The sequence below is a fragment of the Streptomyces sp. NPDC046349 genome (genome assembly GCF_055587885.1).
This window is the reverse complement of sequence record NZ_JBVJFK010000001.1, coordinates 249,724-266,730: the sequence shown is the minus strand read 5'-3', so window position 1 is coordinate 266,730 and position 17,007 is coordinate 249,724. Positions and strand designations below refer to the sequence as shown.

General features: G+C 72.8%; 17 protein-coding genes and 1 tRNA gene. 7 read left to right on the top strand and 11 right to left on the bottom strand.

The features are described 5' to 3' along the window. Nucleotides 1-15: 15 nt before the first annotated feature. The 7 genes from ACZ6JS_RS01285 to ACZ6JS_RS01255 all read right to left on the bottom strand — a co-directional run bounded on the left by ACZ6JS_RS01285 (nt 16) and on the right by ACZ6JS_RS01255 (nt 6,915). Nucleotides 16-1,008 carry a tetratricopeptide repeat protein gene (locus ACZ6JS_RS01285; RefSeq protein WP_469295005.1) on the bottom strand — a complete coding sequence of 331 codons (993 nt, stop codon included), beginning with the start codon at nt 1,006-1,008 and terminating at the stop codon, nt 16-18. Nucleotides 1,009-1,128: 120 nt separating this feature from the next. Further along, the gene (locus tag ACZ6JS_RS01280) at nt 1,129-2,388 is read right to left on the bottom strand and encodes an HD-GYP domain-containing protein (RefSeq protein WP_469295004.1); all 1,260 of its coding nucleotides are present in this window, start codon (nt 2,386-2,388) and stop codon (nt 1,129-1,131) included. Then, nucleotides 2,385-3,938 (bottom strand): HD-GYP domain-containing protein, encoded by a 1,554-nt coding sequence (locus ACZ6JS_RS01275; RefSeq protein ID WP_469295003.1) that lies wholly within the window; start codon nt 3,936-3,938, stop codon nt 2,385-2,387. The genes ACZ6JS_RS01280 and ACZ6JS_RS01275 overlap by 4 nt, the downstream gene beginning before the upstream one ends. Nucleotides 3,939-4,136: 198 nt before the next feature. After that, entirely contained in the window at nt 4,137-4,442 is a 306-nt protein-coding gene (gene rsrA / locus ACZ6JS_RS01270) for a mycothiol system anti-sigma-R factor (protein ID WP_469295002.1), read from the bottom strand. Beyond that, nucleotides 4,439-5,083, bottom strand: a complete 645-nt coding sequence (locus tag ACZ6JS_RS01265) for a sigma-70 family RNA polymerase sigma factor (protein ID WP_046777160.1) — start codon at nt 5,081-5,083, stop codon at nt 4,439-4,441. Before ACZ6JS_RS01265 ends, rsrA begins: the two co-directional genes overlap by 4 nt. Nucleotides 5,084-5,374: 291 nt before the next feature. Further along, entirely contained in the window at nt 5,375-6,025 is a 651-nt protein-coding gene (locus ACZ6JS_RS01260) for an alpha/beta hydrolase family protein (RefSeq protein WP_469295000.1), read from the bottom strand. Between the two features lie 71 nt (nt 6,026-6,096). Then, nucleotides 6,097-6,915 carry an SOS response-associated peptidase gene (locus tag ACZ6JS_RS01255; RefSeq protein ID WP_469294999.1) on the bottom strand — a complete coding sequence of 273 codons (819 nt, stop codon included), beginning with the start codon at nt 6,913-6,915 and terminating at the stop codon, nt 6,097-6,099. 53 nt (nt 6,916-6,968) lie between these two features. On the opposite strand from ACZ6JS_RS01255, the gene ACZ6JS_RS01250 reads away from it, so the two are divergent. The 4 genes from ACZ6JS_RS01250 to ACZ6JS_RS01235 all read left to right on the top strand — a co-directional run bounded on the left by ACZ6JS_RS01250 (nt 6,969) and on the right by ACZ6JS_RS01235 (nt 10,549). Then, the gene (locus tag ACZ6JS_RS01250; RefSeq protein ID WP_469294998.1) at nt 6,969-7,682 is read left to right on the top strand and encodes a M50 family metallopeptidase; all 714 of its coding nucleotides are present in this window, start codon (nt 6,969-6,971) and stop codon (nt 7,680-7,682) included. Nucleotides 7,683-7,746: 64 nt separating this feature from the next. Further along, nucleotides 7,747-9,105 (top strand): 3-phosphoshikimate 1-carboxyvinyltransferase, encoded by a 1,359-nt coding sequence (gene aroA / locus ACZ6JS_RS01245; protein ID WP_469294996.1) that lies wholly within the window; start codon nt 7,747-7,749, stop codon nt 9,103-9,105. 8 nt (nt 9,106-9,113) lie between these two features. Continuing rightward, a complete protein-coding gene (gene rsgA, locus ACZ6JS_RS01240; protein ID WP_469294995.1) occupies nt 9,114-10,124 on the top strand; it encodes a ribosome small subunit-dependent GTPase A in 1,011 nt (336 codons plus the stop codon). Between the two features lie 101 nt (nt 10,125-10,225). Then, a complete protein-coding gene (locus tag ACZ6JS_RS01235) occupies nt 10,226-10,549 on the top strand; it encodes a DMT family transporter (protein ID WP_366678933.1) in 324 nt (107 codons plus the stop codon). On the opposite strand, the gene ACZ6JS_RS01230 is transcribed toward ACZ6JS_RS01235, so the two are convergent. Beyond that, the gene (locus tag ACZ6JS_RS01230) at nt 10,515-11,057 is read right to left on the bottom strand and encodes a TetR/AcrR family transcriptional regulator (protein ID WP_469294993.1); all 543 of its coding nucleotides are present in this window, start codon (nt 11,055-11,057) and stop codon (nt 10,515-10,517) included. The two genes, ACZ6JS_RS01235 and ACZ6JS_RS01230, sit on opposite strands and share 35 nt — an antisense overlap. A 156-nt stretch (nt 11,058-11,213) precedes the next feature. Between ACZ6JS_RS01230 and hisN the strand changes: the two genes are divergently transcribed. Next, on the top strand, nt 11,214-12,017 hold the full coding sequence (gene hisN, locus ACZ6JS_RS01225) for a histidinol-phosphatase (RefSeq protein ID WP_469294992.1): 804 nt from the start codon (nt 11,214-11,216) through the stop codon (nt 12,015-12,017). Between the two features lie 172 nt (nt 12,018-12,189). After that, nucleotides 12,190-12,582 (top strand): CBS domain-containing protein, encoded by a 393-nt coding sequence (locus tag ACZ6JS_RS01220; protein WP_031151587.1) that lies wholly within the window; start codon nt 12,190-12,192, stop codon nt 12,580-12,582. A gap of 69 nt (nt 12,583-12,651) precedes the next feature. Here ACZ6JS_RS01220 and ACZ6JS_RS01215 read toward each other — a convergent pair whose 3' ends face one another. Continuing rightward, nucleotides 12,652-14,103 (bottom strand): catalase, encoded by a 1,452-nt coding sequence (locus tag ACZ6JS_RS01215; protein WP_469294991.1) that lies wholly within the window; start codon nt 14,101-14,103, stop codon nt 12,652-12,654. Nucleotides 14,104-14,250: 147 nt separating this feature from the next. Here ACZ6JS_RS01215 and ACZ6JS_RS01210 point away from each other — a divergent pair, with 147 nt between their 5' ends. After that, nucleotides 14,251-14,667: a Fur family transcriptional regulator gene (locus tag ACZ6JS_RS01210; RefSeq protein WP_469294990.1), complete on the top strand. Its 417-nt coding sequence runs from the start codon at nt 14,251-14,253 to the stop codon at nt 14,665-14,667. A 133-nt stretch (nt 14,668-14,800) separates the two neighbouring features. On the opposite strand, the gene ACZ6JS_RS01205 is transcribed toward ACZ6JS_RS01210, so the two are convergent. Both ACZ6JS_RS01205 and ACZ6JS_RS01200 read right to left on the bottom strand, forming a co-directional pair. Beyond that, nucleotides 14,801-14,874: transfer RNA gene (locus ACZ6JS_RS01205), tRNA-Met, on the bottom strand. Nucleotides 14,875-14,962: 88 nt separating this feature from the next. Next, nucleotides 14,963-16,819: a tetratricopeptide repeat protein gene (locus ACZ6JS_RS01200; RefSeq protein WP_469294988.1), complete on the bottom strand. Its 1,857-nt coding sequence runs from the start codon at nt 16,817-16,819 to the stop codon at nt 14,963-14,965. Between the last annotated feature and the right edge of the window lie 188 nt (nt 16,820-17,007).

Genomic DNA, 17,007 nt, shown 5'->3' with positions numbered 1-17,007 from the left:
GCCTACGGCCCCGTTTCAGCAGACTTCTTCGAGATCCCGCCACTCGCGGCTGTCAGGGCTGTCGGCGACCCAGCCGTCGAGGAGGCCGCGCACGAGTCCGGCCGGGGCCGCAATGCCGCATTCGCGCTCGGGCACCCACAGGGATCCCGAGCCGGCCGTACGGTGCCCCAGCGGCCCGGGGTGTCCCGGCTCGCTGTGGTCGTGCGGATCGAGGTGCTCGCCGTCGCCCTCGTCGCTCGGCATCTCGCTCTCCGAGCAGGTCCGGCACAGCAGCCGCACCGACGAGGACCAGTCCTCTGCGGCGAAGCCCGCGTCCGAGGCCAGCTGCTCCAGCGCGTCCCGGTCCGCCTCGCTGGCCGCCTCCAGCAGCACCACCCAGGTCGGCACCGGCGAGGGCGCCCACAGCTCGATCTCGTCGAACACCGGGTACGAGGGGCCTGCCGCGGTCACCCGCTCGCCGTGCGGGACCCCGTCGTGGAGCACGACCTCGCCCCAGCGCCGCCCCGAGGAGGGCAGCGGGATCGACAGCACCTCCAGGCGGGCCGGATCCAGCCTGCGGCCCCACACCACCTCGGCCTCGCCCTCCGGCGAGAGCCGCACGGCGGCGCTGCCGAGTTCCATGCCGACCGGTTCGCCGTTCCCGCCGCCGTGGGGGTCGCCGGGCACCTTCAGGCCGTACGCCTGCCAGGCCCGCCGGGCGAGCGGCCAGTCCTGGAGCGCGGTGGCGGCGATGCCGACGTTCCACCAGTCCGGTGCGCCGGTCTCACGGTCCAGCAGGGCCACGGCGCGCAGTCCGGCGGCCCTCGCCTGCTCCCAGTCGTGCCGGAACTTGTGGAGCAGGGCCAGGTTGAACCAGGACTCGGAGAGCCAGGGCTCCAGGTCCGCGGCTCTGGTCAGAAGCGCGCCGGCGTCCTCGTACCGCCCGTCGCCGATCAGCGTGAACGCGCGGTCGGTGGCCTGCCGCCACGAGGCGGAGGGCCGATGCCGTACCTTCCCGAAGATCCTCACGATTCCCGCCTGCCTGGGGGCACCCTCCCAGCGGTGGCTGGGGGACTACGGTGCAGCCTTGCGGACACTCTTACTGGCATCCAACCATGCCCACTCGGACGGCCGCTCATTACCCATGGGTTACCCCGGTGGGACGGGCACCACTCTGCCACGTCCGCCCCTGGCCAGAACCCTCGCCAGGCACTCCACGACCTCCGGCTGGTAATCGCGCCCGGTGCCCAGACGGAGCTGTTCCAGGGCGGTCAGTGAGCCGCCCGGGTGACGGTTCCCGCCGACGAGGTCGTCATAGGCGTTGACCGCCCGCACGATCCGGGCGAGCGGAGGCTGCTCCCGGTACGGGTCCGCCTGCCGCTCCACCACCACGGCGACCTCGGCGGGCACCCCCGCCTGCCGGGCCACCTCCCCGCCCAGCGCGGCGATCCGGCGGGCCTCGGCGGCGGGCAGCGCGGCGGTGGCCCCGTCCGGCACCGGGTCGACCAGGGAGAGCTGGCCGATGTCGTGCATCAGGGCGGCGTACTCCAGCACCGTGAGCTCCCGTTCCGACAGGCCCAGCTCACGGCCGACGGCGCAGCTCAGGGCCGCCACCCTGCGGGAGTGGCCCGGCGGGGTGTATCCGGCGATCTCGGTGGCCCGGGCCAGGGAGGTGATCGTCTGGCGGTAGGTGGTGCGGATCGCGGTGATCCGGTGGAAGGACAGCTGGGTCAGCAGGAGCGGCACGCTGAAGACGGGGATCGCCCACAGGCCCGCGACGGCCGCGCCGAGCGCGATGACGACGCCGGTGGCGCAGATCGCCGGGCCGATGCCGAGCTGGGCGCGGAGCCCGTCGCGCAACAGGGGGCCGTACGGCCGGCCCGTGCGGGCCCCGCCGAGGGCAGTGGCGAGTACGGCGTCGCACAGGGCGACGAGGACCAGCAGGAGCAGCAGGAAGACGACGAGGTACGGGCCCTGGCCGACCCGCTCCTCCAGCCGGCCGGAGTGGTGGAGCGGCTGGAAGCAGGCGGCGGCGAAGGCGACCGTGAGCACCCGGCGGGCCAGGTGGTCGGCAGCGGGCCCGCCGCCGCGGGCCACGTGCGGGACGATCCCGGCGAGGGCAGCGGCGGCGACGACGGCGACCGTCTCCAGCACCCCGTGGTGGGTCGGCCGGTCGGCATTGTGGCCGAGCAGGGCGTAGGCGAGGGCGCCGGCCGAGCCGAGCGGCGCACCCTGGTGGGCGGGGGCGCCCGGACGGTCCCTGCGGGCAAGCTCGCCGACGGCGACCAGGGTGCCGAAGGCCAGGGCGATCCCTGGCTCGGCCAGGCCGTTCCACAGGGTGAGGGCGAGGGCGACGACGGCGAGCGCCCCGGCCGCGACGCGCACGGCCCAGGCGGCGGCCCCCCTCACCGCCCGCCCCGGGCGGGCGGGAGCGGGCCCTCGGCGCCGCTCTGCCCCGCACCGGCCCGGCGGCCCGCCGGGACGCCCTGACCGGAATCGGGAGCAGAACCGGAACCGGAAGCGGAAGCGCGAGCGGGTCCGGCTCCGGGACCCGCCCGGGAGCCCCGGCCGCGCAGTGCGGCCGGCTCCGCCGCCGCAGTGGGCACCCCGGCGTGCCCGTCGGCGGCGGAAGCGATCACCTGGAGGTCGTCGTCCGAGGTGACCACGGGATGCCAGCCGTGCCGGCCGATCGCTTGCGTCAGGGCCCGCACCATCGCCGGATCGAACTGGGCCCCCGCGCACCGCTCCAGCTCGGCGAGGGCGGTGGGCACCGGCCGGGCCCGGCTGTACGAGCGGGTCGAGGTCATGGCGTCGAAGGCGTCGGCCACCGCCACCACCCGGGCCAGCACCGGGATCTGCTCGCCGGTCAGCCCGTACGGATAGCCGGTGCCGTCGACCCGTTCGTGGTGGTGCAGGATCGCGGACCGGGCCTCTCCCAGGAAGCCGATGCCGCGCACCATCTCGTGCCCGTACTCGGGGTGCAGCTCGATGGTCCGCCGCTCCTGCGGGGTGAGCGGCCCGTCCTTGCGCAGCAGCCGGGTCGGGACGCCGATCTTGCCGACGTCGTGCAGGATGCCGGCGATGCGCACGACTTCCAGGCGGTCCTCGGCCATCCCCAGTTCGCGGGCGATCATCGTGGAGGCCTGGCCGACCCGTTCGCTGTGGCCTCGCGTGTAGCGGTCCTTGATGTCGACGGCGTGGACCAGTGCCCGGATGGTGGCCTGGTGGGCGGCGCGCTCGCGGTGGTACTGGGCGAAGACCCAGCAGGAGACGTACATCGGCAGCAGGACGAGCAGCGCGGCCGGGACCCCGTACGGGCTGCGCCACATGACGGCCATCATCAGGCCGGCGAGGCCGTGGACGCAGTGCGGGGCGAGGGAGCCGGTGGCCAGGCCGTGCCAGGCGGTGGCGGCCGGCCTGCGCTCGGCGGCGGCCAGGATGCCCCCGTCGAGGGCGGTGACCACCAGGCAGAATGCGGCCGCCGCCGCCGTCGCGGGGAGCATCGCATAGGGGAAGTCGGCCGGCCACGCGGGGTGCCCGGCCCCGGCGGAGGGCCCTCCGCCGAGCGCGGCCGGGCCGCCCAGCAGCCGGAACACCTGTCCCGCCGCCCACGCGCCGACGGCCTGCTGGGCTCCGTGCCACACCCGGCGCACCGCGGCGGGCCGCTGGACCACGGTGGCGGCCAGGCCCGCGGGCAGCGCCACCAGCGCGGCGGCGGCGGGCGGCAGCAGGAGGACGGCGGCGAGCACCACGGGGAGGAAGGAGCCGATGCCCTCGGGCACCCGCCCGCCCGGGAGCGGGCAGAGCTTCACGAGTTCGCAGCCGAGGTAGAGCACGGCGAGCAGGGTCACGGCCGGCCAGGGCGTGGCGGGGTCCGTCACGGCCGGGGCGGTGCAGGCGAGCGCCGCCAGGACGGTGCAGAGGACGAATCCCCGCGCGGCCGGCGGAAGACCCCGCATGGCGCTCTCCTCCCCTGGGCCGTGCAAGCCGGGTGCCGAATCGGACCGGTACCGATTGGGGAGAATAGGTGGGGCCCCGAGCGGGGTGGGCCACATTTTCGTATTACGCCATGCGGACGCCCCCGGATTAGCACATTCGGGTGAATGAACTGATCTTCCGGGGGCGGTTGTTCAGCGATCCGACCGTGACCGGAGAGGTCAGCCGGGTGTGGGATTGTCGGCGGTGACGTCGTGGTCGGGCACCGCCTGCCCGGACCGGATCAGCTCGATCCGGCCCATCACCTTCGAGCGCAGGTCCGAGGGCACGTCGTCCGACCCGCAGCAGCGCTTGACCAGCTTCTTCACGGCCTGTTCCAGGCCGTACTTCTCCAGACAGGGATTGCACTCGCCGAAGTGCGTCTCGAACTTCGTGCAGTCGCTGTCGGGCATCTCATGGTCGAGGAACTCGTACAGGTGGTCCAGGACCTCAGAGCACTCTGTCTCGTGCGGCTCTCCGCAACTCATGAGCCCGTGCCTTTCCGGTCGTTCGCCTCTCCCGCGCCCGCGGGGACCAGCCCGCGCTCGCGGGCGTAGTCCTCCAGCATTCCGCGGAGCTGGCGGCGGCCACGGTGCAGTCGCGACATGACCGTTCCGATGGGTGTACCCATGATGTCCGCGATCTCCTTGTACGCAAAGCCCTCTACGTCTGCAAGATAGACCGCGATGCGGAACTCTTCCGGAATGGCCTGCAGGGCTTCCTTCACGTCCGAGTCGGGCAGGTGGTCGAGCGCTTGCGACTCGGCCGAGCGCAGTCCGGTCGACATGTGCGACTCGGCGCGCGCCAGCTGCCAGTCCTCGATCTCCTCCGCGGCGCTGCGCTGGGGCTCGCGCTGCTTCTTGCGGTAGGAGTTGATGAACGTGTTGGTCAGGATGCGGTACAGCCACGCCTTGAGGTTGGTGCCTTCGCGGAACTGGTGGAAGGACGCGTATGCCTTCGCGTACGTCTCCTGGACCAGGTCCTCGGCGTCGGCCGGGTTGCGCGTCATGCGCAGCGCGGCCGAGTACATCTGGTCGAGGTAGCCGAGGGCGTCCCGTTCGAAGCGCGCATTGCGCTCCAGGGTCGTCTCCTCCGCGTGGCCTTCGTCGGTCCCAGCGACAGGACCCACCTCCTCCGACTGCGTGGCGGCTCCGAAAGCGGATCCGCTCGAATCGGAGAATAGTCGACCCTCCCGGGCCCCCGCCGCCCGAAGCGGGCCGCGCTTGGGGGCGGGCAGGACCGTCCAGTCCAGGTCAGCGGCCTGCGGACGGTTCTGGCTGATGACCTGGGTCATGCGTTCCCTCTCCTCCGACGTTTCGTACGTACCGGCATCCGGGACAACGCCGGGGGCGGTGCGGCGCATTCCCCTGCGCGCCACGGGCTTTCGGCTTCCGCCGGGCCGGGAGCCGTGTGGTCCGCGTCACCCGGGAAGCCGCGCGAGCCACTCCCCGACTGCCTCGGTGATCGTCCGCAGGGCCTCCTCCTGGGTGGTGGCGGCCTTCTTCGGCACGGCGAACCCGTGATCGCCGTGGGCCACCTCCACGAGCTCGTACGGGTGCCTCCCGCCCGGCACCGGGAACTCCTCGGGTCGGCCGAACGGGTCCCGGCCGCCCTGGACCACGAGGGCGGGGCGGCCCGCCCCCGTCAGCTCCCCGGCGCGGGACTTCTCGGGCCGGCCCGGCGGGTGCAGCGGGAAGGCCAGGGCCAGTACCCCGGCGGCGCCCAGCTCCTCGGCGGTGCGGCAGGCCACACGGGCCCCGGCGCTGCGCCCGCCCGCAACCACCGGCAGCCCGGGCCGTGCGAGCGCCGGCCACAGCCCTCGCCAGCCCTCGTCCAGCACCTTGGGCGCGGCGGCCACCTTCTTCCCGGCGACCCGCCAGGGCTGTTCGACGAGCGCCACCGTGATCCCGCGGGCGGGCAGGGCGGCGGCCAGGGCCTGGAGGTCCCTGGCCTCGATGCCGCCGCCGGCGCCGTGGCCCAGGGCGAGGACGAGCCGGGCCCCGGGGGCGGTGTGCCACGTGATGCGGGCCTCGCCCGCCGGGGTGTCGACACTCTCGGTACGCGTGGTCATGCCCCCATCGTGCCGTCCCGGCCGGGCAAGGGGGTCTCCTGCCGGTCCGCCCCGATCGGCATGGCGCCCCCTCAGAAGAGGGTGCCCTCCTCCGGCGCGGCCAGCTCGGTCAGCAGTTCCGGCCCGTTGTTGCGCACGCTGCTCACGGCGGTGGACACCGGGTAGGCGCGCATCAGCCCGCCAGGCGGCGGTGCGAGCAGCTCCCGCAGCGAGCCCTCGGTATCGCTGTTCGCGGGGTCCAGCCAGGCGTCCCAGCGGTCGGGGGTGAGCATCAGCGGCATCCGCGGGTGGATCTCGGACAGCGAGCGCGGCCCCTCGGCGGGGGCGACCCCCAGCGGCCCGGTCTCGGCCTCGGTGGTGATCACCGAGCAGGTGACCCACCAGGCGAGGGGGTGCTCGTCGGGCAGGGTCCGGTCGCGCCAGAACTCGTATATGCCGGCCATGGCGAACACGGAGCCGTCGGAGGGGAGCACGAAGTAGGGCTGCTTGCGGGCCCGCTTCTTCCTTCCCTCCACCTCCAGTTGCCGCTCGTCGTGGGCGGTGACCCACTCGTAGTACCCGTCGGCGGGGATGATGCAGCGGCGCTGGGCGAACGCGCGGCGGAAGGACGGCTTCTCCTGCAGGGTTTCCGCCCGGGCGTTGATCATTCGGGCGGCGCCGTCGGGGTTCTTGGCCCAGGAGGGCACGAGTCCCCATTTCAGGACGCGCAGCTGGCGAACCGGACGCGGGTGCGAAGCGTCCTTCAGGGGACGGTCGAGGACGACGTGGACCTCCTTCGTCGGCGCCACGTTGAAGTCGGGGGCCAGGGCATCCTCCGGCTCCCACTTCTCGATGCCGAAGGCCTCCACGAGGTCCTGCGGTCCACGACTCGCTGCATACCGTCCGCACATGGCTGCCACACTGCCATGTCCACCGCACACCACCGCAAGGAGTCCGCCACCCTATGGACAGCAGCACGACGGCCGGCCTGTGGGACCGGCTCACGGGCATACAGACCGCACCGGAGCAGTGGCTGGTGATCGCGACCGGCGTGGTCGCCCTGGCCGCCGTGGGGCCCCGCCCGCTGTGGCGGCTGTCGCGCAACGCCATCACCATCGCGCACGAGGGCGGGCACGGCCTGCTGGCACTGCTCACCGGGCGCCGACTGAGCGGGATACGCCTGCACTCCGACACCAGCGGGGTCACCGTCAGCCGGGGCAGGCCGACGGGGCTGGGGATGATCCTGACCGCGGCCGGCGGCTACACCGCACCCTCGCTGCTCGGCCTCGGCGGGGCGGCCCTGCTGTCGGCGCACCGCATCACGCTGCTCCTGTGGGCGGCCACGGCCCTGCTGGTGGCCATGCTCGTGATGATCCGCAACGCGTACGGGGCGCTGACGGTGGTGCTGACCGGCGGAACCTTCCTGCTGGTGTCCTGGCTGACCCCGGCCGACGTGCAGGCGGGCTTCGCCTACCTCGTCGTGTGGTTCCTGCTGCTGGGCGGGGTCCGGCCGGTCTTCGAGCTGGGCGCCAAGCGGCGGGGCGGTGCGGCGCCGGATTCCGACGCCGACCAGCTGGGCCGTCTCACCCACTTGCACCCGGTGGTGTGGCTGCTCTTCTTCCACGTCGTCGCGCTGTGCTCGCTGGTCGGCGGCGGCCGCTGGCTGCTCGGCCTGTGACCACCCTCTGAGACCGGGAGGCGATCAAGATCCGGGCCCGGAGGAAGCCACTAAAGTGGGGGCCATGACCGAGACCCCCGCCCCTGCCCTCTGGCCCGCTCCGCTCGCCGATGGGACCGTCCACGCCACCGTCACGGTGCCGGGGTCCAAATCGGTCACCAACCGCGCCCTGGTCCTGGCCGCCCTCGCCTCCGAGCCGGGCTGGGTGCGCCGCCCGCTGCGCTCGCGCGACTCCCAGCTGATGTCGGACGCGCTGCGCGCGATGGGCGTGGGCATCGAGGAGACCGTCTCCTCCAGCTCCGCCGGCGCCGGCGCGAGCGGCGAGGCCTGGCGGGTCATCCCCGCGGCGCTGCACGGCCCGACGACGGTGGACGTCGGCAACGCCGGAACAGTCATGCGCTTCCTGCCGCCCGTCGCCACCCTCGCCGACGGCGACATCCGCTTCGACGGCGACCCGCGCTCCTACGAGCGCCCGCTCGGCCAGGTCATCACCGCCCTGCGCACCCTCGGCGCCCGTATCGACGACGACGGCCGGGGCGCGCTGCCCATGACCGTCCAGGGCGGCGGGGCCCTGGAGGGCGGCACGGTCGAGATCGACGCCAGCAACTCCTCGCAGTTCGTCTCCGCCCTGCTGCTGTCCGCCCCGCGGTTCAACCAGGGCGTCGAGGTCCGGCACGTGGGCGGCAACCTGCCGTCGATGCCGCACATCCGGATGACCGTGGAGATGCTGCGTGCGGCGGGCGCCCAGGTGGACACCCCCGAGGCCGGCGGCGAGAAGAACGTGTGGCGGGTCTCCCCCGGCGCCCTGCTGGGCCGCGACATGGTCGTGGAGCCGGACCTGTCGAACGCCCAGCCCTTCCTGGCCGCGGCCCTGATCACGGGCGGCACGGTGACCGTTCCCGACTGGCCGCGCCGCACCACGCAGCCCGGTGACGCCCTGCGCCGGATCTTCACGGAGATGGGCGGGTCCTGCGAACTGACGGACGCGGGACTGGTGTTCACCGGCACCGGCAAGATCCACGGTATCGACGTGGACCTGAGCGAGGTCGGCGAGCTCACCCCGGGCATCGCGGCCGTGGCGTCCCTGGCCGATTCGGAGTCGGTGCTGCGCGGGGTCGCCCACCTGCGGCTGCACGAGACGGACCGGCTGGCCGCGCTGACCGAGGAGATCAACGCGCTCGGCGGCGACGTCACCGAGACCGAGGACGGCCTGCGCATCCGGCCGCGCCGGATGCACGGCGGGGTGTTCCACACGTACGAGGACCACCGGATGGCCACCGCGGGCGCGGTGATCGGCCTGGCCGTGGAGGGCGTGCAGATCGAGAACGTGGCCACGACCGCGAAGACCCTGCCGGACTTCCCCAGGATGTGGACGGACATGCTGGCCGGGGACGCGGGACCCGAAGCGGGTGCGGGAGCGTAGGGCACGTCATGCGCAGGTACGGCAAGCACACCGACGAGGACGACATCCGCCAGCGCCCCAACCCCAAGGGCAACCGGCCACGGACGAACATCCGGCCCAAGCACGAGGATGCCTCCGAGGGCTTCGTCCTGACCGTCGACCGGGGCCGGCTGACCTGCCTGGTCGACGGCCGCACGATCACCGCGATGAAGTCCCGGGAGCTCGGGCGCAAGGCGGCGGTCGTCGGCGACCTGGTCTGGATCGTCGGCGACCTGTCCGGCAAGAAGGACACGTTGGCCCGGATCGTGCGGATCGAGGAGCGCAAGTCCGTCCTGCGGCGCACCGCGGACGACGACGACCCGTACGAGCGGGTGGTGGTCGCCAATGCCGACCAGCTGGCGATCGTCACCGCCCTGGCAGATCCGGAGCCGCGGCCCCGGATGATCGACCGCTGCCTGGTGGCGGCGTACGACGCCGGCCTGGAGCCGCTGCTGGTGCTGACCAAGTCCGACCTGACCTCCGCGGACAAGATCCTGGAGATCTACTCGACGTTCGGCCTGAACTACGTGGTCACCAACCGCGAGGAGCTGGCCGCGGGCGGCGCGGCCGAACGGGTCCGCGAGCATCTGACCGGCCGGATCACCGCGTTCGTCGGCCATTCCGGCGTGGGGAAGACCACCCTGGTGAACGCGCTGGTCGCCGAGGGCCGCCAGCGCGCCACCGGGCACGTGAACGCGGTCACCGGCCGCGGCCGGCACACGACCACCTCGGCGCTGGCGCTGCCGCTGCCCTCGGGTGACGGGTGGGTCATCGACACCCCGGGCGTGCGTTCCTTCGGCCTGCACCACGTGGACCCGTCCCGGGTGATCCTGGCCTTCCCGGACCTGGTGCCCGGTACGGAGGAGTGCCCGCGCGCGTGCAGCCACGACGAGCAGGACTGTGCGCTCGACAAGTGGGTGGAGGACGGCCACGCGGATCCGGCGCGGCTCTATTCGCTGCGGCGACTGCTGGCGACGCGTGAGCGCCGCGAGGGCGACTGACCGACCCGGCGGGTATGCCGTGTTTGTCGGAGGACCTGTCTGGATAAGTGCATAATCGCAGCAAGTGACGCGATGTCACATGACGCGGGGAGGCATTCGCCATGGCGTGGCTGCTGGTCGTCGTCGCGGGACTCCTGGAGACCGGTTTCGCGGTGTGCCTCAAGCTCTCCCACGGATTCACCCGGCTCTGGCCCACCATCGCCTTCGCCTGCTTCGCGCTCGGCAGCTTCGGCCTGCTGACCCTGGCCCTGAAGAAGCTGGATGTGGGTCCGGCGTACGCGGTCTGGACGGGCATCGGCGCCGCCGGTACCGCGATCTACGGCATGGTCTTTCTCGGGGACCTGGTCTCCACCCTCAAACTCGTCTCGATCACGCTGGTCATCCTGGGGGTCATCGGGCTCCAGCTGTCCGGATCGGCGCACTGAGCAGCCCGATCAGCTCCCCCGGCCCCGGCTCCTCCCCCGGCGCGATCACGTAGGAGAGGGCGAGCCGCACCGCCAACTCGCACCGCTGCGGGCCCTCCCCCGGCGTGAGCGCGGCGGCCGCCCGGTCGCGCACCGTCCGGGCGAGTTCTCCGGGCCCCGGGTCGCGCCCGCCCGCCGCGGGCAGGCCCGGCCCCCAGCTGCCGGTGAGCAGGGCCCGCACGAGCGGGTGCGCGCGGGCAGCCCGTACGGTCCACTCCGCGACCGCGGCGAGCCGCTCGGGGGCCCGGACCGGGGTGGCCAGGACCCGGTCCACCCCTTCCAGGTACCGGTCGGCCGCTCGGCGTACCAGGGCGCGGCCCAGGCCGGCCTTGCCGCCGAACTCGTTGTAGAGCGTCTGCCGCGACACCCCGGCCGCGGCGGCCACGTCGACCATCCGGACGTCCGGCCAGGGGCGCGCCGAGAGCGCCGCTGCCGCCGCGTCCAACAAGGACTCCCGGGCTGCTGGCATCCGCGCCTCCCCGCCTCGGTTCTCCGGCCAGAGTTGACGGGCCGCCAGACCCTGTCAAGGGCGCACCGACTGTCAAGGGGCGCGTCCGGCCGGACGCGCGCGGCCGCACTGTGGACCTCGTTGGCCGGTGTCCGGGAGTCTCGCTACTGTTCGGGCATGCCCGAGTATGACGATGACCTGCGCCTTGCCCTCGAACTCGCCGACGCGGCGGACGTCGCCACGATGGAGCGGTTCCGCGCCCTCGACCTGCAGGTCGAGACGAAGCCGGACATGACCCCGGTGAGCGAGGCGGACAAGGCCGCCGAGGAGGTCGTCCGGGCCGGCATCGCGGCGGCCCGGCCCGACGACGCCATCCTGGGCGAGGAGTACGGGCTCGAGGGCAGCGGCCCGCGCCGCTGGGTCGTGGACCCGATCGACGGCACGAAGAACTACGTCCGCGGGGTCCCCGTGTGGGCGACCCTGATCTCCCTGATGGCGGAGGGCGGGGACGGCGTGTTCCGCCCCGTGGTCGGCGTGGTGTCGGCGCCGGCGCTGGGTCGGCGCTGGTGGGCGGCGCAGGGCTCCGGCGCGTACTCGGGGGGCGCGCTGGGCGAGCCCACCCGGATCGGCGTGTCCCGGGTGGGCGAGCTGGGCGACGCCTCGTTCGCGTACTCCTCGCTGAGCGGCTGGGAGGAGCAGGGGCGGCTGCACGGCTTCCTGGACCTCGCGCGGGCGTGCTGGCGCACCCGCGGATACGGGGACTTCTGGCCGTACATGATGGTCGCGGAGGGGTCCCTGGACCTGTGCGCGGAGCCGGAACTGAACCTGTGGGACATGGCGGCCATCGCGGTCGTGGTCCAGGAGGCGGGCGGCCGCTTCACCGACCTGGACGGGGTCGACGGCGTGCACGGCGGCAACGCGGCGGCGTCGAACGGACTGCTCCACGACGAGATGCTCGGCCTGCTCCGCCCGCGCGCCTGACGCGCCCCCGCGCCGGGCGCGCTCCTTTCGCACGCCTCCTTGCTGGCCCTCCCGGTCCGTGGGAATCTGGGAATCCCCCCGCTTGTGCCTTTGTGAAACGTTTCACTGGAGGCGGCTTCGCGTTGTGCACCCACCGAAAGCAGGGGGAATCACCCAGGAGGTGGCTCTCTTCATGCTCGTCCGTGACGCAATGAGCACCGTGATCCTCACCCTCGGACCCGCACACACCCTCCGGCAGGCGGCCTGCCTGATGTCCGGCCGGCGCGTCGGCGCGGCCGTCGTCCTCGACCCCGACCACAGCGGAATAGGCATCCTGACCGAGCGCGACATCCTCAACTCGATCGGCGCGGGCCACGATCCCGACCGCGAGTCGGTGGGTGCGCACACCACCAACAATGTCGTCTTCTGCACCCCCGACGCCACGTTGCAGGAAGCCGCCGAGGCGATGGCCCACGGCGGTTTCCGGCACTTGATCGTGCTGGAGCACGGCGGACCGGTGGGCATCGTGTCCGTGCGCGACGTCATCCGCTGCTGGGTCCCGGCGCGGCGCGCGGTCTCCGCGTGAAACCACGCCGGGCCGCAGACCTCCGAAGAGGTCTGCGGCCCGGCGTCCTGCTACGGCAAGCGGTCCCGATCAGGCGCGGAGGGCCTGGACCGCGGCTTCGAGGCGCTTGCCGAAGTCGCCGTCCGCCTGGCGGAAGTTGTCGATCGCCCGCTCGATGATGTCGTCGCGGGAAACCTTGGCGATGAAGCCGGAGAGGTTCTCGATCAGACGGGTCTTCTCGTCCTCCGAGTACAGGCGGTAGAGGTTGCCCGCCTGGACGAAGTCGTTGTCCTCGCTGTGCACGGGTGCGGCGTGGTTGCCCGTGCCGCCGGTGACCGCGACCGGCTGCCACAGCGGGCGGCCGGTCTCGTGCGGGCCGCCGAAGCTGTTCGGCTCGTAGTTCTTCGCCCCCTTGTGGCGGCCGTCGTACAGGTGGCCGTCCCGGGAGTTGGTGCGCGCCTCGGTGGCGTGCGGACGGTTCACCGGCAGGTGGTCGGCGTTGATGCCGACGCGGTAGCGGTGTGCGTCGCCGTAGCCGAAGAGACGGCCCTGGAGCATCTTGTCCGGGGACGGACCGATGCCGGGAACGAAGTGCGCCGGGCTGAAGATGGACTGCTCGACCTCGGCGAAGACGTTCTCCGGGTTGCGGTTGAGCTCCAGCTTGCCGATCTCGATCGGCGGGTAGTCCGCGTGCGGCCACACCTTGGTGAGGTCGAACGGGTTGAAGCGGTAGGTCGCGGCGTCGGCCGCCGGCATGATCTGGACCTGCACGGTCCAGGTCGGGAAGTCGCCGCGCTCGATGGCCTCGCGCAGGTCGCGCTGGTGGGAGTCCGGGTCCTCGCCGGCCAGCCGGTTGGCCTCGGCCTGGGTGAGGTTCTTGATGCCCTGGTCGGTCTTGAAGTGGTACTTGACCCAGAAGACCTCGCCGGCCTCGTTGTTCCACTGGAACGTGTGCGAGCCGTAGCCGTTCATGTGGCGGTAGGACGCCGGGATGCCGCGGTCACCGAACAGCCAGGTCACCTGGTGGGTGGACTCGGGCGACAGGCCCCAGAAGTCCCAGACGTTGTCCGCCTCCTGCGAGCCCGTGTACGGGTCGCGCTTCTGGGTGTGGATGAAGTCGGGGAACTTGATGGCGTCCTTGATGAAGAACACCGGGGTGTTGTTGCCGACGAGGTCGTAGTTGCCCTCCTCGGTGTAGAACTTCAGCGCCCAGCCGCGGGGGTCGCGCACGGCGTCGGCGCTGCCCAGGTTGCCCGCCACGGTGGAGAAGCGCAGGAAGGTCTCGGTCTGCTTGCCGACCTCGGACAGGAACTTGGCGCGCGTCCACTGCGAGACGTCGCGGGTCAGCGTGAAGGTGCCGTACGCGCCGGCGCCGCGGGCGTGCACCACGCGCTCCGGGATCCGCTCCCGGTTGAAGTGCGCGAGCTTCTCCAGCAGGAGCTGGTCCTGGACCAGGACGGGGCCGCCGAGGCCGGCCGTCTCGCTGTTCTGGTTGTCGGCCACCGGCGCTCCGGCCTCTGTGGTGAGCGGTCCCTGCGTCACGTGCGCCTCCTGCGTCGTTGCTGCGTGCCTGTCCTTGGCGTTCGCCGTACTCGATCCTACGATGGACTTTGTCTAAGTCAAGCAAGCATCCAAGTTCGCACTGGTTCGGGAGTTACACCGAATCCCCTCACTGTTAGGCTGATGTCTATGAGTGACCTGCTGGAACGACTTCGCGGACGCGGCTGGCGCATGACGGCACAGCGGCGCGTCGTAGCCGAGGTGCTCGACGGTGACCACGTGCACCTGACGGCCGACGAGGTGCACGCACGCGCCGTGGCCAAGCTGCCCGAGATCTCCCGCGCGACCGTCTACAACACGCTGGGCGAACTCGTCTCCCTGGGCGAGGTCCTGGAAGTCGCCACGGACCGGCGCGCCAAGCGGTACGACCCGAACGCCCACCGGCCGCACCAGCACCTGGTCTGCGCCCGGTGCGGCGCCATCCGCGACGTCCACCCCGCGGGCAACCCGCTGTCCGACCTGCCGGACTCGGAGCGCTTCGGCTTCGTCGTCTCGGCGGTCGAGGTCACCTACCGCGGCGTCTGCCCGAACTGCGCCGGCGCCTGATCCCGGACGACGGACCCCCGACGCGTGAAGGCCCGGACCCCTGTGGGGTCCGGGCCTTCACACCTCCCGGGAACTTCACCCGTGGAAACGACTCAGGGCCCGGATCCAATGGATCCGGGCCCTGAGTCTTCAGTAGCGGGGACAGGATTTGAACCTGCGACCTCTGGGTTATGAGCCCAGCGAGCTACCGAGCTGCTCCACCCCGCGTCGGTGAACCCAACGTTACGTGAAGGCCCCCGGCAGATGCAAATCGGTTAACCGGGGGCCGGCACAGGGCCGGGGATCGGCCGCCGGGTCACGCAGAGAGTTCCTCCGCCAGGGCCTCCCGCAGCCGGGCCGCACGCTCCGAGACCTCCGCGGGCCCCAGTTCCATGGCCCGGGCGCACCACTTCTGGCCCTCCGCGAGGTCGCCGTGGCGGGCAGCCAGCAGACCCAGCCGCAGGGCGGCGCGACCGTGGCCGGCCACCGCCGCGCGCGTCCACCACAGGGCGGCCTCCGGCTCGCTCCCCTCGCGGGCCAGGAGCAGCCCCAGGTTGAACGCGCCGTTGCGGGACCCGGCCTCGGCCGCCTCCCGGTACCAGCGGGCGGCCGCCTCCATGTCGCCGCGCGCGGCCGCCAGCATGCCGACGCGCACCTGGGCCCGGCGGTGCCCCAGCTCGGCGGCCCGCTCGTACCACTCCTCGCTCTCGGTGCGCGGGGCGCTGCCGACCGGCTCGCCCAGCGCCGGCGGCTCGGGCGGCGGAGCCAGCGACTCCAACAGCGCGGCCAGGCGGAACGCCGCCTCCGCGCTGCCGCCGCCCGCCGCGCACCGCAGATGCCGCTCGGCGGCCCGCTCCTCACCGTCCCGCACCAGCGCGATGCCGACCTGGAGGGCGGCATCGGTGTGGCCGGCCGAGGCGGCCCGCTCGTACCACTTCAGCGCCGTACGGTCCTCGTCGCGACTGGCGAAGAGGATGCCGAGGTTGAAGGCGGCGTCGACACTGCCCGCCTCGGCAGCCTTCGAGAACCACGGTTCGGCGCCCGCAGCGTCGCCGACCTGGAGCAGCATGATGGCCAGCGCGTTGGCCGCCTCGCGGTGGCCGGCGTAGGCGGCGCGCCGGTACCACTGCTCCGCCTGCGCGGTGCGGTCCTGTGCGGCGCACAGCAAAGCAAGGTTGTACGCCCCGTTTTGATCTCCGGCGTCCATGGCGGTCCGGTACCAGCGCTCCGCGGTCTGGGTCTCCCCCCGCGCGGCGTGCAGTGCGCCCAGGGCGTTCGCGGCGTTGCCGTCGCCGTCCTTCGCCGCCCGGTGCCACCACGCGGCCGCGCTCTCCTCGTCGCCGGCGTCGCGCAGCAGGAAGCCGAGCGCGCACGCGGCCCGCGCCTCGCCCTGCTTGGCGGAGGTCAGGTACCAGCGCCCGGCCTCCTTGAGCTCACCGCGCGCCTCCAGCAGGGCGCCCAGGTGCAGCGCCGCCCGCCGGTGCCCGCGGGCGGCCGCCTGGCGGTACCACTGCTCGGCCTCGGCGGGGTCGCCCTTGCGCAGGTGCCTCGCGAGGCGGTAGGCGGCCTCTCGGTGCCCCTGTTCGGCGGCAGCGCGGAACCACCGCTCCACGCCCTTGTCCCCGCGGTGCTCCAGCAGGTCGGCCAGCCCGTACGCGCCCAGCGCGTGACCGGATTCCGCCGCCTGGCGCAGCCAGTACTCGGCGGCCGGCTCGTCCCCGCGCTCGCGGAAGTGGCGGCCCAGGGCGTGCGCGGCGGGCGCGGACCCGGCCACGGCGGCGACCCGCCACCAGCCGGCGGCTTCCTCCGGGTAGCCACGCTGGAGCAGCAGGACGCCCAGGTTGTTGGCGGCGGCGCGGTCCCCCTCGGCGGTGGCCCCTCGCAGGTACGGCTCGGCGCCGTCCAGGTCTCCGCGGCGCAGCAGCAGCGCGCCGAGCACGCTCATGGCACCGGGGTCGCCCTTGTCGGCGGCCACCCGGTGCCGGGCCTCCAGCTCGGCGTCGCTCGCCGCGTCGGTCTCGGCGAACATCTCCTGTGCGAAATCCGCATCGGTCAGCGCGGTCTGCGTGTCGGCAACGGGTGCCGACTCGTTGGCTCCTGTGCCCGCTTCGGCCTGCGCCCTCACAAACCGCCCTGTCTCCAGCAGAGTTGACCTGTCCCCCATAAATCCCATCGTCGCATCACCTGCTACCCGCGTACACCTGGTATGTCGCAGTCAGTGAGGTCACTACAGCGTTTTGTCGACATGCCCACAGTGGGGTAAGTCAAACACGCTCCTGCCCCAACTCACCCACCTCAGCTACCGCGTGTCCCGTCCGGACATGACGAAGGCCCGGATCCCATGGATCCGGGCCTTCGTCT

Excerpts from the sequence above, each read along its gene's own strand:
- ACZ6JS_RS01275 (WP_469295003.1), bottom strand. The coding sequence starts at position 3,938 with ATGCGGGGTCTTCCGCCGGCCGCGCGGGGATTCGTCCTCTGCACCGTC.
- rsrA (WP_469295002.1), bottom strand. The coding sequence starts at position 4,442 with ATGAGTTGCGGAGAGCCGCACGAGACAGAGTGCTCTGAGGTCCTGGAC.
- ACZ6JS_RS01260 (WP_469295000.1), bottom strand. The coding sequence starts at position 6,025 with ATGACCACGCGTACCGAGAGTGTCGACACCCCGGCGGGCGAGGCCCGC.
- ACZ6JS_RS01255 (WP_469294999.1), bottom strand. The coding sequence starts at position 6,915 with ATGTGCGGACGGTATGCAGCGAGTCGTGGACCGCAGGACCTCGTGGAG.
- ACZ6JS_RS01250 (WP_469294998.1), top strand. The coding sequence starts at position 6,969 with ATGGACAGCAGCACGACGGCCGGCCTGTGGGACCGGCTCACGGGCATA.
- aroA (WP_469294996.1), top strand. The coding sequence starts at position 7,747 with ATGACCGAGACCCCCGCCCCTGCCCTCTGGCCCGCTCCGCTCGCCGAT.
- rsgA (WP_469294995.1), top strand. The coding sequence starts at position 9,114 with ATGCGCAGGTACGGCAAGCACACCGACGAGGACGACATCCGCCAGCGC.
- ACZ6JS_RS01235 (WP_366678933.1), top strand. The coding sequence starts at position 10,226 with ATGGCGTGGCTGCTGGTCGTCGTCGCGGGACTCCTGGAGACCGGTTTC.
- ACZ6JS_RS01230 (WP_469294993.1), bottom strand. The coding sequence starts at position 11,057 with ATGCCAGCAGCCCGGGAGTCCTTGTTGGACGCGGCGGCAGCGGCGCTC.
- hisN (WP_469294992.1), top strand. The coding sequence starts at position 11,214 with ATGCCCGAGTATGACGATGACCTGCGCCTTGCCCTCGAACTCGCCGAC.
- ACZ6JS_RS01220 (WP_031151587.1), top strand. The coding sequence starts at position 12,190 with ATGCTCGTCCGTGACGCAATGAGCACCGTGATCCTCACCCTCGGACCC.
- ACZ6JS_RS01210 (WP_469294990.1), top strand. The coding sequence starts at position 14,251 with ATGAGTGACCTGCTGGAACGACTTCGCGGACGCGGCTGGCGCATGACG.
- ACZ6JS_RS01200 (WP_469294988.1), bottom strand. The coding sequence starts at position 16,819 with ATGGGATTTATGGGGGACAGGTCAACTCTGCTGGAGACAGGGCGGTTT.